Source organism: Sporosarcina sp. SAFN-010 (genome assembly GCF_059415065.1).
This window is the reverse complement of record NZ_JBPFDS010000019.1, coordinates 19,949-34,865: the sequence shown is the minus strand read 5'-3', so window position 1 is coordinate 34,865 and position 14,917 is coordinate 19,949. Positions and strand designations below refer to the sequence as shown.

Sequence of the window (14,917 nt, the reverse complement as noted above, 5' to 3'; positions counted from 1 at the left end):
TACTCTTTGGGAAAGGAGATAATTATGAGATATCAATCTTTTTATCCATTTGCTAATCAGCAGCGGCAAGCTCCTGCTGGCCAACAGATGTTTCGTGGAAACATTCATCAGGCAAATCCCTTTATGCAGGGACCTGCGGCACCATTTACACAAGGCCAAGCGAATCAGCAACCTTCCCCGTTTGGGATGGATCCTGGATTTGGTGGTCAACAGCAAGCACAAGGTGGAACACCTACAGGGGCTGGTCTTTCAAAACCTGAAATGTATATGGAAACCGCCAATCGTTTTATGACAACTGTTCAACAATATGCTCCAATGGTACAACAGTTTGCGCCAATGCTTCAAAACATACCTGCCATGTGGAAATTGTATCGAGGATTTCAATCTCTTCCGGACGCAGGGGTAGCAGGAGCAGGAGCATCTGCAGCAGCATCTGTTGCACGCGGGGCAGCGCCAGTCGCTTCAGGACCACTACCTTCTATACCTAAAGTGTTCCAGCCACCAATCTAAGACTTTGAACCTTTAAGCCATCTCCGCTATAATAGGAGTAGATCCCTTTAGAGGAGTGAGCTTAAAATGGAAGTAATGAAGATTTCCCCGCGGGGTTATTGTTACGGGGTCGTCGATGCAATGGTGATTGCTAGAAATGCGGCACTCGACGAATCATTGCCGAGACCGATTTATATATTGGGCATGATTGTACACAACAAGCATGTGACGGATGCATTCGAGGAAGATGGCATCATCACATTAGAAGGAAATAATCGTCTCGAGATTCTCAATCAAGTCGAAACAGGTACTGTAATATTCACAGCACATGGAGTCTCTCCTGAAGTACGTGAACTCGCACGTAAAAAAGGTCTAGTTTCAATCGACGCTACGTGTCCTGACGTAACTGTCACACATGACTTGATTCGTGAGAAAACTGCTGAAGGCTACGATATCATCTATATTGGTAAGGCGCATCATCCGGAACCTGAAGGCGCTCTTGGTGTTGCCCCAGGAAGAGTTCATTTAGTTGAAAATGCCGAGCATATCGAGCAGTTAACTCTTCAAAACGACAAATTACTTGTCACAAATCAGACAACTATGAGTCAGTGGGACGTAATCCACCTCATGGAAGACTTGAAAAAGAAATATCCTCACATCGAAGTCCATAAAGAAATTTGTATGGCGACACAAGTTAGACAAGAAGCAGTTGCCGAGCAAGCGGGCGAAGCAGATTTGCTGATTGTAGTTGGTGATCCGAAGAGCAATAACTCCAATCGTTTGACACAAGTTTCAGTTGAAATTGCTAATACCCCGTCCTATCGAATTTCAGATGTCTCTGAAATTGATTTAAGTTGGTTGGAGGGCGTTGAACGCGTGGCCGTCACAGCAGGTGCTTCTACACCTACATTGATTGTTCGTGAAGTGATCGAATTCCTTACGAAGTTTGACCCTGCAGATCCGTCAACACACATTGCAGAGCGCAAGTTTGACTTAAATCGACTGTTACCGAAGATTAAGAAACCAGCACCCGTTACACGGATTGAACCGTATGTATAAATGAGTAAATCCCCCACTTCTCAGTTGAGAAATTGGGGGATTTTTTTAAATAAAGGTGAAAGGTTCTGTATTTTGTTGGGATTGTAAAAACGTCACATTGTAGTTACGTTGTTCACATTTCGCAGCCATATGTTCTGCAACGCCTTGAATCATCACTTTTTCAACATTATGACCCGGATCTACGATACATAAGTCAATCGCTTCAGCATCTTGGGCGACATGGTAATACAAATCCCCCGTTACCAACACATCTGCTCCAGCACGTTTAGCGGCATGTATATATTTGTTTCCATCTCCACCTAAAACGCCTACTTTATGAATCAATCGATCTTTATCTCCTACCATTCTAACTGCAGGCACATCTAGCTTCTCCTTCACAAGGAGGGCAAACTGTTCAAGCGACATACTCGAAGCAAGCTTACCGACTCGGCCAATGCCATATTCTTGATCAGATTCAAAAGAAGTACGTTCAAGGATTTTTATCTGAGTGAGCCCTAGTTTTTCTGAAAGCAGATCATTGACCCCGCCATTTGCTATGTCTAGGTTCGTATGAGCTGCATACACCGACAAATCATTCTTGATACACTTCTCAATCATTCGTCCTTGTGGTGTATCAGTCCAAATGTGTTTCGCAGGTCTAAATAAGGGTGGGTGATGTGCGATAATAAGCGTCGCTCCACGCTCGATCGCTTCGTCAACAATTGCTTCGTTCACATCTAATGTGACTAAGACAGTGTCAACCGGACGATTCAATTGACCAATATGTAAGCCGATTGGATCTCCTTCCATTGCTAATTTTTTCGGTGCCCACTCTTCAAATACTTGAATGATTTCATGACCATTCACGTTTTTCATGACTTCAACACCCTCTCAATCATATCCCTCGTATCACTCAATTGCTTACGTTTCGATTTTGCCTCTTCAGATTGCGCAGACTGTGTTAACACATTGATCACACGTGATATTTCATTTAGCTCACCTTGCCACTTCTCTTGAAAAACAGCAGAACGTTGTCGTAAAAGAAGTGGACCCATTAGTAACTCCTCAGGGTGATAAGACTGATCTCCTCGCTCTAGCACAAGGACTTCATAGATTTTATGATCCTCTTTCAGAATTGCTTCATTCAAGATTTTCCATGAATTGCTGACTGCCCAAACACGGATTGCCTTTGCATGGATATTCGGCTGTACAATGATTCGTTTAACCCCAGTTAACCTATCCGCGTCATTTTCTAAAATAGAGGCAATTAGAGAACCACCCATCCCTGCGATGGTCACAGTTTCAACACCATCATCAGGATAAATAGCTTGTAGTCCATTTTCGAGACGCACAACAACCTTATCCGTTAAGCCTTCCTTCGCAACATTTCGCTTCGCAGATTCAAATGGTCCTTTTACAACTTCTCCTGCAATAGCGCGGGATATTTGCCCTTGTTGAAATAGCCAGCATGGTAAATAAGCGTGGTCACTTCCTATATCTGCAAGGACAGTTCCTTGTTCAGCAAATGATGCGACCAACCGCAATCTTTCTGATAAATTTTTCGCGTTCACTTTTTGTTCCACCTTTCAGCAGACGGACAAACTGTCGTCGACTTCTTCCATTAATCTTATCGAAAATTAGACTTTTTTGCACGCATCAAACAAAAGAGCAATCAGGCAGCGGAGTTCCGCCACACTGATTGCTCTCTAGATTATCATTTAAGAGTTAGAATGTAATCGACCATTGCATCGATGTTCTCATCAGGAACGAGTCCACCAGGCATACCGCCTTTACCATTCTTGATGATTTCGTGAAGCTCTTTAGCGTCTTTGTCTTCACCGTGAAGGCTAGGACCGACTGCTCCTTTTAGGTCTCCACCGTGACATCCGATACATTTTTGCTGAGCTACTGCTTCAGCATCGAATTCAGCAGATGCACCTTCGTCTTCTTTCGAACCTTCTTCCGTTGCTTCGCCATCTGCATCGGCAATCTCTTTTTGTTGATCAATACCATACATGGACATGAAGAAAATGAGTCCGATACCTAATGCGAAAATCAAAATATAAGGAACAACAGGATTTTTACTCAACGAACTTAACCTCCTTCACCAGAAACGATTCTGTAGTATATAGTGCACATATCTTATTGTACTGTATTCTGGATGAAATCGAAAGACTTATCAACAGACTTTTCTCTTTTGTGACATTTTGGACATACTTTGTGAACTTTTTTCGTTAACAGCCAATTTGGCGGGCAATCACCATATGTTGGACTTCAGAAGTTCCTTCTCCAATTTCCAATAACTTTGCATCACGCATATATCTTTCAACTTCGTACTCTCTCATATACCCATAACCACCATGGATTTGAATGGCTTCGTCTGCAACTTCCATTGCAATCTCGGAGGCATACAACTTACACATCGCAGCTTCTTTTGTAAACTGCTTTCCCTCGTCTTTCAACCAAGCCGCCTTATAGACCATATTTCTTGCAAGCTCAATTTTCATCGCCATATCTGCTAGCTTAAATTGTGTCACCTGGAACTCAGATAGCGACTTTCCAAACTGTTTCCGCTCTTTTGCATATTGCATGGCACGTTCATAGGCTGCTTGAGCAATTCCAACTGCCATTGCTCCAATTCCAATTCGTCCACCATCCAATGTTACTAAAAATTGACGGAACCCGTTCCCTTTTTTACCAAGTAGATTCTCTTCAGGTACTTGTACATTCTCCATAACGAGTTCAGTTGTATTAGAGGCGTGCAATCCCATCTTTTCGTAGTTATCTATCACTTTGAATCCTTCTGCATCTGTAGGAACAATAATCGCACTAATTTCTTTTCCGCCATTATCTGTCTGTCCAGTAATCGCAGTAAGCGCAAGATTCTTAGCATAACTGGCATTGGTGATATATACTTTTGAACCATTAATAGTATAAGTTCCATCTCCAAGTTTAGCTGTTGTTTGTGTGCCGCCTGCGTCTGATCCCGCATTAGGTTCAGTCAGACCAAATGCACCAAAAGAAGTTCCTTCACATATAGGACGTAAATATTTTTGTTTTTGTTCTTCTGTTCCAAATAAGTTAAGTGGCGCTCCCCCAAGCGAAATGTGCGCGGAATAAGTAATTCCCGTAGACGCACAAGCCCGACTTAATTCTTCAGTGACGATCGCAAAACTGATTGTGTCTGCTCCTGCTCCGCCATACTCTTCTGAAAATGGAAGTCCCATCATCCCCATTTCAGAAAGTTGTTTAAAGATTTCTACAGGAAATTCATTCGTCCGGTCCCTCTCAATTGCACCTGGTGCGACTACTTCGTTTGCAAACTCCCGAATTGTCCGCTGTATCATTTGTTGTTCTGTAGATAAATTGAAATCCATTATGACATCCCCTTTTTTGTGAACGCTTACAAATTTCATTATACAGAATTAGTTGATAGTTTAACAGAAAAAAAGGATTTTTGCTCAATATGAAATGAGCAAAAATCCGATAATCATCAGTAATCCCGCAGCACCTGAAATCGTAAAATACAATAGCTTGAGCAAACGACCTGCAAATAGCCATAAAATGCTATTCAACATAAGAATGCCTACTAACAACATTGTTTCGCCTTCAAAAAAAGCAAACCATATTTTAAGTGATATCGCGAGCAACATAAAAGCAGAAATAATATATGTAAAAGGAATAAGGGCAGAACGAAATGGTTTACTAATTATTAACCTGACTAGTAAACCAAGAACAAAAATAGATGCAGTTGCAATCATAATTACAGGATAATTGCGAATTGTAAACATCAAAGCGGAAAGACCTACTGCTAAAATTACCAACATGATCATTTTCTTCGTGACCGAATACCGCTCTTTTTCCAGAATAGCTTTTTCAATCTTTACATTCGCCGCTGCTTCTGCATCCCCTTGAGCGTATAACGTAATTAAAAAATCACAATAATGCTCTGGCAACAGACGATTCTTTTTCCAATAATGTATTTCTGAAATAATGATTCGTTTACGCTGCGCATTCATAAACGTTCTCTCCTTCTACTGAAAAAAGACACCGGCAAGGAATTTGCCCGGTGCCAGTTTCTTATTCTAAAAAGTCTTTCAGACGCTTACTACGAGAAGGATGTCGTAATTTACGAAGAGCTTTCGCCTCGATTTGACGAATCCGCTCACGAGTTACTCCGAATACTTTACCAACTTCTTCAAGAGTTCTAGTTCTGCCGTCGTCTAATCCAAATCGCAATCGAAGGACATTTTCTTCACGATCTGTCAGTGTATCCAAAACATCTTCAAGCTGCTCTTTCAACAATTCATAAGCTGCATGATCAGAAGGAGACTGCGCTTCCGAGTCTTCAATGAAATCTCCCAAATGCGAATCGTCCTCTTCACCAATCGGTGTTTCGAGTGATACCGGTTCTTGTGCAATCTTAAGGATTTCTCGAACTTTTTCAGGAGTCAGTTCCATCTCTTCACCGATTTCCTCAGGTGAAGGTTCTCTTCCTAAGTCTTGCAATAACTGACGCTGAACCCGGATGAGCTTGTTAATTGTCTCTACCATGTGAACAGGTATACGGATCGTTCTCGCTTGGTCTGCGATTGCACGTGTAATCGCCTGGCGAATCCACCATGTCGCATACGTACTAAACTTAAAACCTTTTGTATGGTCAAACTTTTCAACGGCTTTAATAAGACCCATATTTCCTTCTTGGATCAAATCTAAAAAGAGCATACCTCTTCCTACATATCGTTTTGCAATACTTACAACAAGACGTAAGTTAGCTTCTGCTAAGCGTTTCTTAGCTTCCTCTTCACCTGCAATAATACGTTTAGCAAGAGCTACTTCTTCTTTACCTGTAAGCAAATCAACACGGCCAATTTCTTTTAAGTACATGCGGACGGGATCATTAATTTTCACACCCGGCGGAACGCTCAGGTCATTCAGGTCGAACCGTTCTTCATCTGCAGCAGGCTTGCCCGGCGCTTCTTCAGAACTTTCTTCTTTGCCTTCCATCTCAATACCAGCTGCCTCGATTTGATCGAGGAACTCTTCAAACTGGTCGGGCTCCATTTCAAAAGTAGCCAATTTTTCAGTGACTTCTTCTATTGTCAACTCGCCACTCTTTTTACCGGTTTCCAGCAAAGCAGCTTTGACTTCCTCCAACGTTGTCTCTGTTTCTCCAGTTAGTTCCTCTTTTTTAGCCATAATAACCTGTTCCTCCTTAGTACGCCGGTCGGCTTACATTGCCGATAATGATTTCCGGAGCTGTATGATCTCTCTCGCTAGCTGAAGTGCTGCGGGTAGATCGTTCATTTTTTCTGCATCTTTGGCTTCGTGCATTTTTTGCGTAATGAGCTGTTGAATTCGGTGTTTCTTTAAATGTAAAACACAATCTTCCACTTCCCGCTCTGCGTGTTCTGGGTCCCGTTCCATCACAGCTGCTTCCAACACAATCTTTCGGAGTTCACGGTCTTCAATCGTTTCTGCAAATCGATGAAAATCAGGTGCACCATATTGCTCATAGAATCCCGCTAAATGGATATATATAGTAGCGTAATCATCATGAACAAACAGATCCTCGTGGTGATTCTGAATCGTGTCAAATAAGGTCCCATCGTTCAACAGATGACTTAACAGTAGCCTCTGTGCACGTCCTGTCGCAGAGAGGCTTTGCTTTCTTTGTTGTATGATCGGCATGACGGGCTCGGAAAAGCTGTCAGGTTGTGACTTTCTGACGGCTTTCCCTGCAGCTTTTGCATACTGCTGCTCGAGCGCATCAACCGAAACATTGGTATCCATCGACAGTTGTCTCAACATCATGTCTTTTTCTACCGGTGCCAAGACTCCCGCAAGTTCTTCCATCACTTCATGGATATATTGCAGTACATCATTTTCATGTGATAAATTTTTAGACCTTTTTGCATATGCCATAATGAAAGACATATAAGAATGAGGACGACCCAGAATCTTTTCTTGAAATGCTTCAATTCCATTTTCAGAAATGTAATCATCAGGATCCATTTTATTAGGAAGTACTGCAACCTTAAGAGAAAACCCTTTCTGCATGACGAGCTCTGCAAATCGTTTAGAAGCTTCCCAACCTGCGTTGTCCCCATCACAACAAATAATAAGATCGTTAGTAATCCGCTTCAACTTGATCAGTTGAGTATCTGATAACGCTGTCCCCATGACTGCTACAGTATTTTCAATACCATTTCGATCCGCAGACAACGTATCCATAAATCCTTCGAATACTATTACATTACCCTTTTTCCGAGCATTAAGACGTGCACGGTGAAAATTATACAACAATCGACCTTTTTCGAATATAGGAGTCTCCGGACTATTTAGGTACTTCGCGTCTTTTTCGGTCTTCTCAAGCACTCTGCCAGAGAACCCGACTATTGTACCATGATCGTCATAAAGTGGAAACATTACTCTTCCGCGGAACCGATCAAAAAATCCAGTTCCATTGTCTCGTTGGATGACAAGTCCTGCTTGTTCCATCTCATTCATATCAAAACCTTGACGCTGTAAAAGGGAAGATAGCGCCTCCCAGTCATCAAGTGCCCATCCTATACTATACTTTTCGATGTTTTCCCTTGTAAATCCTCTTTGTTCAAGATATTGATATGCTTTTTCGCCTTCCACCGTATTTAACAAGAGGTGATTATAGAAGTTTGCCGCGAATTCATGGGCTTCATACATCTGTTTGTGCGCCACATCTTTTTCTGACGCACTTCCCATCTCAATAGATGCATCAATCGGAATATCAAGTCGCTCAGCAAGCTGTACGACTGCTTCTGTAAATGGACGGTTATCAATGTCCATTATAAAAGTGATTGCGTTTCCACTTGCCCCACAGCCAAAGCAGTGAAAGAGCTGTTTATCTTCAGATACCGAAAAAGACGGGGTACTTTCTCCATGAAATGGACACAACCCAAACCAATTCTTTCCTCTCTTTGTAAGCCGGACATGCTCACCTATTAGATCCACAATATCCGTCTTTGAACGTATCTCCTCTATTGTCTGTTCAGGAATTTTTGACATGCCATCACCATCTTCACTGTCTTTAAATTCGATGTATCCATTAAAAATCCTTCTTATTCGACAAATTTTTTATTTTTCCCCGAAACTGCTATTTTACAGGAATATATCTGTGAATACTAGTTATAGTTCTAAAAGGAGTTGTGAACGAAAAAAGAGGGACCCGCCTTATCGATGGAGGTCCTTCCGAATTTGCTCAAATTTCCGGCTATTCATATGCGATAAAATTACATTTGCTGTCTCTTCCACTGCTCGATTTGAGACATCAATTACCGTACATCCGATTTTACTAACAACTTTATTGAAGTGAGCGATTTCTTGTTCGATTCTATCGATTTTTGCATAATTCGCATCATCTTTTAGCCCTAATGCAATTAAACGTTCCTTACGAATCGAATTGAGAATCTCAGGAGAAATGACAAGCCCAAAACACTTATCAGGATCGATTTCATAAAGTTCTGCCGGGGGCTCGACCTCGGGAACGAGTGGAACATTAGCGACTTTAAAGCGCTGATGAGCTAAATATTGAGAAAGAGGAGTCTTAGAAGTCCTGGAAATTCCCACGAGTACAATGTCTGCATTTAATACTCCACGTGGGTCACGTCCATCGTCATATTTCACAGCAAATTCTATGGCTTCAATCTTTCGGAAGTAGTCTTCATCCAACTGTCGGACAAGTCCTGGTTCTTCAGTTGGCTTTTCATCTAAAACTTGTTCAAGAGACTTCATAATGGGACCTAATAAATCTAAACACTGTACTTCACGCTCCCGACAACACTGTGTCAGCGCTTCTCTCATATCACTACGAACCAATGTATAGACGATGACAGCTTTTTGTTGTTCAGCAAGCCAGGCAATTTCTTCAAGCTGACTTTTTTCTTCAATATGGGAAAATCGTTTCATCGAAACCGTATCCAAATCTTGGCGAAACTGACTCGCTGCTGCTTTCGCCACAAGTTCCGCAGTTTCACCAACTGAATCTGAAACGATAAAAAACTTGAGTTTTTTCATAGGACTCACCTCATAGCTCATGATCTTGTGCAAGTGTTAAAAACGCTGCAGTTATATTTGTTTTTGTAATTCTTCCAACCACTTCTAGACCTTCTTTTGCTGTCCCTATTACAGGTAACGAATCTATTTGCTTATCCATCATTTTTCGAGCAGCAGATAAAAGTGTGTCTTTCTTGTGACAGTATATAACATTCGGCATTCGGGTCATAATGACGTGTACGGGTATTTTTTCAAGCTCCGTATTCCCAATACTTGTCCGCAATAAGTCTTTTCTTGAAAGGACTCCTGTTAAACAGGCTTCTTCATCTACAACAAACAATGTACCTACATCTTGTAAAAACATCTGGCAAATTGCGTCATAAACTGAACTGTGTTCTGGTACAACAGCTGGAGTAGATTGAAAGTCACCAACTTTCATGCCAATCATTTCATCTCCCACGGAATGCACTTGCTTTTTACCCGAGTAGAAATAACCAACACGAGGGCGCGCGTCTAAATAGCCTGCCATAGTAAGGATGGCTAAATCAGGTCGTATGGTAGCTCTTGTTAAGTTTAACCGCTCGGCAATATGTTCTCCGGTAATCGGTCCGTCCGCCTTGACGATCTCGAGGATCTCCGTCTGGCGCTTATTGAGTTCCATCTATGTCACCGTCCTAAGCGTTCAATTAAACAAATCTTACTTTAGTATATAACAAATCCAGTTCTATTGCGAAGAATCATGAACCGTGCTAAACTAAACTCAACATTTGAATAGGCGAAGAAAGGTCGATAAGTACTGTCAGCAAAAAGCGAACGGGGATAGTGAGAGCCCGTACTTGACATGAAAAGGCAACCTGGAGCCATAGCAAGCTTAAAGAGGACTGTTCAGTTGCGCAGTCAATCGAGGTGGAACCGCGGGGCATGACGCACCCGTCCTCGGACATATGTCCGAGGATGGGTGCTTATTTTAATTGGAGGGATTATTATGTATACAATGGAACAAATTGTGAACGTTTCAAAACAGCGTGGATTCGTATTTCCTGGATCTGAAATTTATGGAGGACTAGCGAATACATGGGACTACGGTCCACTTGGTATTGAACTGAAGAACAATATCAAACGTGCATGGTGGAAAAAATTCGTTCAAGAATCTCCACATAACGTAGGACTCGATGCTGCAATCTTGATGAACCCGAAAGTTTGGGAAGCGTCAGGCCATATCGGGAACTTTAATGATCCTATGATTGACTGTAAAAAGTGTAAAACACGTCATCGTGCAGACAAACTGATTGAAGATGCACTTGATGCTAAAGGTATGGAAATTGTTGTTGACGGAATGCCATTTGAGAAGATGAAGGACTTGATCATCGAGCATAATATCGTCTGTCCTTCTTGCTCTGCATTGGACTATACGGATATCCGCCAGTTCAACTTGATGTTCAAAACGACTCAAGGGGTTACTGATTCGTCTGCAAACGAAATCTTCTTACGTCCTGAAACGGCTCAAGGGATTTTTGTGAATTTCAAGAACGTGCAGCGCTCTATGCGTAAGAAACTCCCATTCGGTATCGCGCAAATCGGTAAAAGTTTCCGTAATGAGATTACTCCAGGTAACTTCACATTCCGCACACGTGAATTCGAACAGATGGAACTCGAATTCTTCTGTAAACCAGGTGAGGACGAAGAGTGGTATGCTTTCTGGCGTGATGCTTCGAAGAACTGGTTACTTGACCTCGGCCTAACTGAAGAGAATATGCGCCTTCGTGAGCACAATGAAGACGAACTATCCCACTACTCAAAAGGAACAGTCGATATCGAGTTCAAATTCCCGTTCGGTTGGGGTGAACTATGGGGCATCGCTAACCGTACAGACTTCGACTTGAAGCGTCATATGGAGTATTCCAATGAAGACTTCCATTACCAAGATCCTGTTACAAACGAAAAGTTTGTTCCGTTCTGTATCGAACCATCTGTCGGTGCTGACCGTGTCACTCTTGCATTCTTATGCGATGCGTTTGACGAAGAGGTACTTGAAGGCGATGACAAACGTACAGTCATGCGGTTCCACCCAGCTTTAGCACCTGTTAAAGCAGCTGTGTTGCCGTTATCCAAGAAGTTGGCTGAAGGCGCTGGAGATGTGTATGCAGAGCTTTGCAAGCACTTCCCTGTACAGTATGACGACTCACAGTCCATCGGTAAGCGTTACCGTCGACAAGATGAAATTGGTACTCCATTCTGCATTACGTACGATTTCGATTCTGAAGAAGATCGTCAAGTAACAGTACGTCACCGCGACTCAATGGAACAAGTTCGCTTGCCGATTGAAGAGCTAAAAGCTTATATCGAAGAACGTATTGCATTTTAACCAAAAACTAAAAACCGGCAGAGTCAGATTATTCATCTGACTCTGCCGGTTTTTCTTTTGTTGGTAATAGGTTAGGTGTCCGATCGAGCTGATCCAGAAAAGACCTTGATTTCAATCTCAGTCCGACTTGTTCATCATAAATTTGACGAACCAGCTTTTTCATGAATTGCTTGGTCGATTTTTTTAATGTAAGAGAACCTACTTGTGTAATCGGTACTGTTGCAAATGTACGGATGAGTTTCAGTTGAGCAGGAGTGATTCTTACGATATATGGATCCGTATGGAAGCAGCGATGGCACAAAAACCCTATTTCCTGGAACGAAAATGCAAATTCCCCTTCAACAGAACCGCATGACGCACAATGATGCAACACAGGGTGAATACCTGCTACGGGAAGCATCTTCCACTCAACGAACAGCGCTATGGCTTCAGGATCATATCCTTCGTTAATTGCATGCAATGCTTCGTATAATAGATTAAAGACGCCTGTGGATCGTTCACCATCATCAGTAAGTCTGTCTACCAATTCTACAATATAGCTGGCATACGAAGTGGCTTCCAAATCTTCACGTATATGACGCATGGAATCTATGGGCTCCCCTTGTTCAAGAGAACCCATCCCTTTTCCTGTACGCAATAAAAAGGATCCATAGACGAAGACTTGAGAAATGGAAGACAACCGACTGGCTGGTTTTTTTGCTCCCCTGGCCATTGCGGTCATCTTCCCTGCTTCCTTCGTTAAAATCGTTACAATCTTGTTGGTCTCACCGTAAGGCATCGTGCGTAGTACAATACCTTCCCATTTGTTCATCATGACGTTCGCCTCCACTAGTGTGCGGGACGATCAATACTCGTCGTCGCGGAAGCCAAATTCTTTCAGCTGTCCTGGTTTGTTGCGCCAATCTTTTTGTACTTTCACCCACAATTCAAGGAATACCTTAGAGCCTAATAACATTTCGATATCGCGTCGTGCTTTTGTACCAATTTGCTTCAACAAGGCTCCTTGCTTACCAATAACAATTCCTTTTTGTGAATCCCGATCAACAATAATTGTCGCCATAACATTGACAATATTTTTGTCTTCATCACGCGCAATTTTCTCAATAACAACTGCTATCGAATGCGGAACTTCTTCGCGTGTCAAGTGAAGTACTTTCTCACGAATCAACTCTGAAATAATGAAGCGTTCCGGATGATCGGTTACTTGGTCGTCCGGATAATATTTCGGGCCTTCCGGAAGATACTTGTTGATTGTCTCCATTAAGCGATCAACATTATTGCCGTTTAATGCTGATAACGGAACAATTTCTGCGAAGTCATATTCATCTACATAAGATGTAATGATTCCGAGCAAGTCATCAGGATGAACGAGGTCGATTTTGTTGATGACCAAGAACACTGGCGTATCTGAGTTCTTTAGCATTTCAATAACAAAGCGATCTCCAGGTCCGATTTTCTCGTTGGCATTCACCATAAACATGATCACATCTACTTCTTTTAATGTATTCTTGGCAGACTTCACCATAAAATCACCTAGCTTGTGCTTTGGCTTATGGATCCCTGGTGTATCAATGAATACAATCTGTGAACTATCGCCCGTGACGACCCCTTGAACCTTATTACGGGTTGTTTGAGGCTTATCGCTCATAATGGCAATCTTTTGACCGACGACACGATTCAAAAATGTTGATTTTCCAACGTTAGGTCTTCCAATTATAGAAACAAATCCTGATTTAAATTCACTTTGCGCCATATTCGAGGTCCTCCTTACGAAACGCACCAGGTATCAGTTCTCCAACTGTTGTGTCCAGAACATCACCTTTAAGATTCGTTAAATAGACAGGCATGTCTACAGAACAAAATTCAGAAATCACTTGTCGACATGCGCCACATGGTGAGATTGGTCCGTCTGTATCCCCTGTCACAGCTAGCGCTACGAAAGAGCGATTGCCTTCTGATATCGCTTTAAAAAAAGCAGTGCGTTCTGCACAATTTGTCATACTATAAGCTGAGTTTTCAATATTACACCCTTCAAATATGGTCCCGTCTTCTGTAAGTAAGGCAGCACCTACAGGAAATTTAGAATAGGGTACATATGCATTTTGCATTGCATGTTTTGCATGCTCCATGAGTTGTTGTTTGTCCAAAAATTCCACTCCATTCGTTTACATCAGCCATTTCGGCAAAAAGATCAGCAACCCAATTATCGCACTGGCGATAGAAAAAACAAGCACAGCCCCGGCTGCGAGGTCTTTTGCTTGTTTCGCTAAAGGATGCCTTTCTTGCGTAACTAAGTCTACCACACGCTCAACCGCAGCATTCATTAATTCTAATGCAATCATCAGTGCAATAACAGCGGTAATAATTATCCATTCAAATTGACTTAATCCAGTCAACCCTCCTACAACTATCACAACAATTGCTGCCACTAGATGAAACTTTACGTTCCGTTCCCTAGTTGCTCCATGCATAATACCCATCCAAGCGTAGGAGAATGCTTTGAAAAATGTTTTCACAGTTTTATCTCTCGAGTCCGTACGACTTTAAGATTTCATCTTGTCGACCGAACATTTTCTTTTCATCAGTTTCCGTCATGTGATCATATCCGAGCAAGTGCAAAAAGCCATGCAATGCGAGGAATCCAAGTTCTCTCTCCACACTATGCCCATAGTCTTTGGCTTGGCGTTGAGCGGTTTCTACCGATATTAGCAAGTCACCCAAATGACGTGGCATATCATCTGCACCGATGATAGCCGCTTCTCCTTCACCCTCTTCTTCAAGAGCAAATGAGATGACGTCTGTTGGCTGATCTTTCCCTCGGTAATCTCGGTTGATCTGTTTTATGGAGCTATCATCTAAAAAAGTGACCGACAGTTCAGTTCCATCTTCAAGGCCTTCTGCATCAGCAGCAAAAGAAAGGAGCTTCTGAATAAGTTTTTCTGCAATTTGCCCATCACCATTTATTTCATCAATAAAATCGATTTCCAACATATA

The 14,917-nt window shown here is 42.2% G+C and carries 17 protein-coding genes; 3 read left to right on the top strand and 14 right to left on the bottom strand.

The window, feature by feature from the left end; translation table 11 throughout:
- The first annotated feature begins 24 nt into the window (after positions 1-24).
- Both vrrA and ACR65F_RS16375 read left to right on the top strand, forming a co-directional pair.
- A complete protein-coding gene (gene vrrA / locus ACR65F_RS16380) occupies positions 25-510 on the top strand; it encodes a VrrA/YqfQ family protein (RefSeq protein WP_440505057.1) in 486 nt (161 codons plus the stop codon).
- A gap of 66 nt (positions 511-576) precedes the next feature.
- Positions 577-1,548, top strand: a complete 972-nt coding sequence (locus ACR65F_RS16375) for a 4-hydroxy-3-methylbut-2-enyl diphosphate reductase (RefSeq protein ID WP_039041679.1) — start codon at positions 577-579, stop codon at positions 1,546-1,548.
- 45 nt (positions 1,549-1,593) lie between these two features.
- Here the strand turns inward: ACR65F_RS16375 and ACR65F_RS16370 are convergent, their stop codons facing one another.
- The 9 genes from ACR65F_RS16370 to ccpN form a co-directional block, all read right to left on the bottom strand.
- Positions 1,594-2,403 (bottom strand): Nif3-like dinuclear metal center hexameric protein, encoded by an 810-nt coding sequence (locus ACR65F_RS16370; RefSeq protein WP_440505056.1) that lies wholly within the window; start codon positions 2,401-2,403, stop codon positions 1,594-1,596.
- A complete protein-coding gene (locus ACR65F_RS16365; RefSeq protein WP_440505055.1) occupies positions 2,400-3,098 on the bottom strand; it encodes a tRNA (adenine(22)-N(1))-methyltransferase in 699 nt (232 codons plus the stop codon). Before ACR65F_RS16365 ends, ACR65F_RS16370 begins: the two co-directional genes overlap by 4 nt.
- 143 nt (positions 3,099-3,241) lie before the next feature.
- A complete protein-coding gene (cccA, locus tag ACR65F_RS16360) occupies positions 3,242-3,616 on the bottom strand; it encodes a cytochrome c550 (RefSeq protein WP_039041682.1) in 375 nt (124 codons plus the stop codon).
- A 145-nt stretch (positions 3,617-3,761) separates the two neighbouring features.
- Positions 3,762-4,904 (bottom strand): acyl-CoA dehydrogenase family protein, encoded by a 1,143-nt coding sequence (locus tag ACR65F_RS16355; protein WP_039041683.1) that lies wholly within the window; start codon positions 4,902-4,904, stop codon positions 3,762-3,764.
- Positions 4,905-4,988: 84 nt separating this feature from the next.
- The gene (locus ACR65F_RS16350) at positions 4,989-5,546 is read right to left on the bottom strand and encodes a hypothetical protein (RefSeq protein ID WP_039041684.1); all 558 of its coding nucleotides are present in this window, start codon (positions 5,544-5,546) and stop codon (positions 4,989-4,991) included.
- Positions 5,547-5,607: 61 nt separating this feature from the next.
- Complete coding sequence (gene rpoD / locus ACR65F_RS16345; RefSeq protein WP_025784778.1) at positions 5,608-6,726, bottom strand: RNA polymerase sigma factor RpoD; 1,119 nt, start codon at positions 6,724-6,726, stop codon at positions 5,608-5,610.
- Between the two features lie 33 nt (positions 6,727-6,759).
- The gene (dnaG, locus tag ACR65F_RS16340; RefSeq protein WP_039041685.1) at positions 6,760-8,571 is read right to left on the bottom strand and encodes a DNA primase; all 1,812 of its coding nucleotides are present in this window, start codon (positions 8,569-8,571) and stop codon (positions 6,760-6,762) included.
- A gap of 165 nt (positions 8,572-8,736) precedes the next feature.
- Positions 8,737-9,579: a pyruvate, water dikinase regulatory protein gene (locus tag ACR65F_RS16335; RefSeq protein WP_440505054.1), complete on the bottom strand. Its 843-nt coding sequence runs from the start codon at positions 9,577-9,579 to the stop codon at positions 8,737-8,739.
- 10 nt (positions 9,580-9,589) lie between these two features.
- Positions 9,590-10,219: a transcriptional regulator CcpN gene (gene ccpN / locus ACR65F_RS16330; RefSeq protein WP_039041687.1), complete on the bottom strand. Its 630-nt coding sequence runs from the start codon at positions 10,217-10,219 to the stop codon at positions 9,590-9,592.
- A 324-nt stretch (positions 10,220-10,543) separates the two neighbouring features.
- Between ccpN and ACR65F_RS16325 the strand changes: the two genes are divergently transcribed.
- A complete protein-coding gene (locus ACR65F_RS16325; protein WP_039041688.1) occupies positions 10,544-11,923 on the top strand; it encodes a glycine--tRNA ligase in 1,380 nt (459 codons plus the stop codon).
- A 28-nt stretch (positions 11,924-11,951) separates the two neighbouring features.
- On the opposite strand, the gene recO is transcribed toward ACR65F_RS16325, so the two are convergent.
- The 5 genes from recO to ybeY are packed head-to-tail and all read right to left on the bottom strand — an operon-like array spanning position 11,952 to position 14,914.
- Entirely contained in the window at positions 11,952-12,737 is a 786-nt protein-coding gene (gene recO, locus ACR65F_RS16320; RefSeq protein ID WP_039041689.1) for a DNA repair protein RecO, read from the bottom strand.
- Between the two features lie 30 nt (positions 12,738-12,767).
- Entirely contained in the window at positions 12,768-13,676 is a 909-nt protein-coding gene (era, locus tag ACR65F_RS16315) for a GTPase Era (RefSeq protein WP_039041690.1), read from the bottom strand.
- Complete coding sequence (locus ACR65F_RS16310) at positions 13,663-14,070, bottom strand: cytidine deaminase (RefSeq protein WP_039041691.1); 408 nt, start codon at positions 14,068-14,070, stop codon at positions 13,663-13,665. Before ACR65F_RS16310 ends, era begins: the two co-directional genes overlap by 14 nt.
- A gap of 18 nt (positions 14,071-14,088) precedes the next feature.
- On the bottom strand, positions 14,089-14,403 hold the full coding sequence (locus ACR65F_RS16305) for a diacylglycerol kinase family protein (RefSeq protein WP_052245731.1): 315 nt from the start codon (positions 14,401-14,403) through the stop codon (positions 14,089-14,091).
- 40 nt (positions 14,404-14,443) lie between these two features.
- Positions 14,444-14,914 carry an rRNA maturation RNase YbeY gene (gene ybeY / locus ACR65F_RS16300; RefSeq protein ID WP_039041693.1) on the bottom strand — a complete coding sequence of 157 codons (471 nt, stop codon included), beginning with the start codon at positions 14,912-14,914 and terminating at the stop codon, positions 14,444-14,446.
- Between the last annotated feature and the right edge of the window lie 3 nt (positions 14,915-14,917).

Coding starts and splice junctions, on each gene's coding strand:
- vrrA (WP_440505057.1), top strand. CDS start 25: ATGAGATATCAATCTTTTTATCCATTTGCTAATCAGCAGCGGCAAGCT.
- ACR65F_RS16375 (WP_039041679.1), top strand. CDS start 577: ATGGAAGTAATGAAGATTTCCCCGCGGGGTTATTGTTACGGGGTCGTC.
- ACR65F_RS16370 (WP_440505056.1), bottom strand. CDS start 2,403: ATGAAAAACGTGAATGGTCATGAAATCATTCAAGTATTTGAAGAGTGG.
- ACR65F_RS16355 (WP_039041683.1), bottom strand. CDS start 4,904: ATGGATTTCAATTTATCTACAGAACAACAAATGATACAGCGGACAATT.
- ACR65F_RS16350 (WP_039041684.1), bottom strand. CDS start 5,546: ATGAATGCGCAGCGTAAACGAATCATTATTTCAGAAATACATTATTGG.
- rpoD (WP_025784778.1), bottom strand. CDS start 6,726: ATGGCTAAAAAAGAGGAACTAACTGGAGAAACAGAGACAACGTTGGAG.
- dnaG (WP_039041685.1), bottom strand. CDS start 8,571: ATGTCAAAAATTCCTGAACAGACAATAGAGGAGATACGTTCAAAGACG.
- ACR65F_RS16335 (WP_440505054.1), bottom strand. CDS start 9,579: ATGAAAAAACTCAAGTTTTTTATCGTTTCAGATTCAGTTGGTGAAACT.
- ccpN (WP_039041687.1), bottom strand. CDS start 10,219: ATGGAACTCAATAAGCGCCAGACGGAGATCCTCGAGATCGTCAAGGCG.
- ACR65F_RS16325 (WP_039041688.1), top strand. CDS start 10,544: ATGTATACAATGGAACAAATTGTGAACGTTTCAAAACAGCGTGGATTC.
- recO (WP_039041689.1), bottom strand. CDS start 12,737: ATGATGAACAAATGGGAAGGTATTGTACTACGCACGATGCCTTACGGT.
- era (WP_039041690.1), bottom strand. CDS start 13,676: ATGGCGCAAAGTGAATTTAAATCAGGATTTGTTTCTATAATTGGAAGA.
- ACR65F_RS16305 (WP_052245731.1), bottom strand. CDS start 14,403: ATGGGTATTATGCATGGAGCAACTAGGGAACGGAACGTAAAGTTTCAT.
- ybeY (WP_039041693.1), bottom strand. CDS start 14,914: ATGTTGGAAATCGATTTTATTGATGAAATAAATGGTGATGGGCAAATT.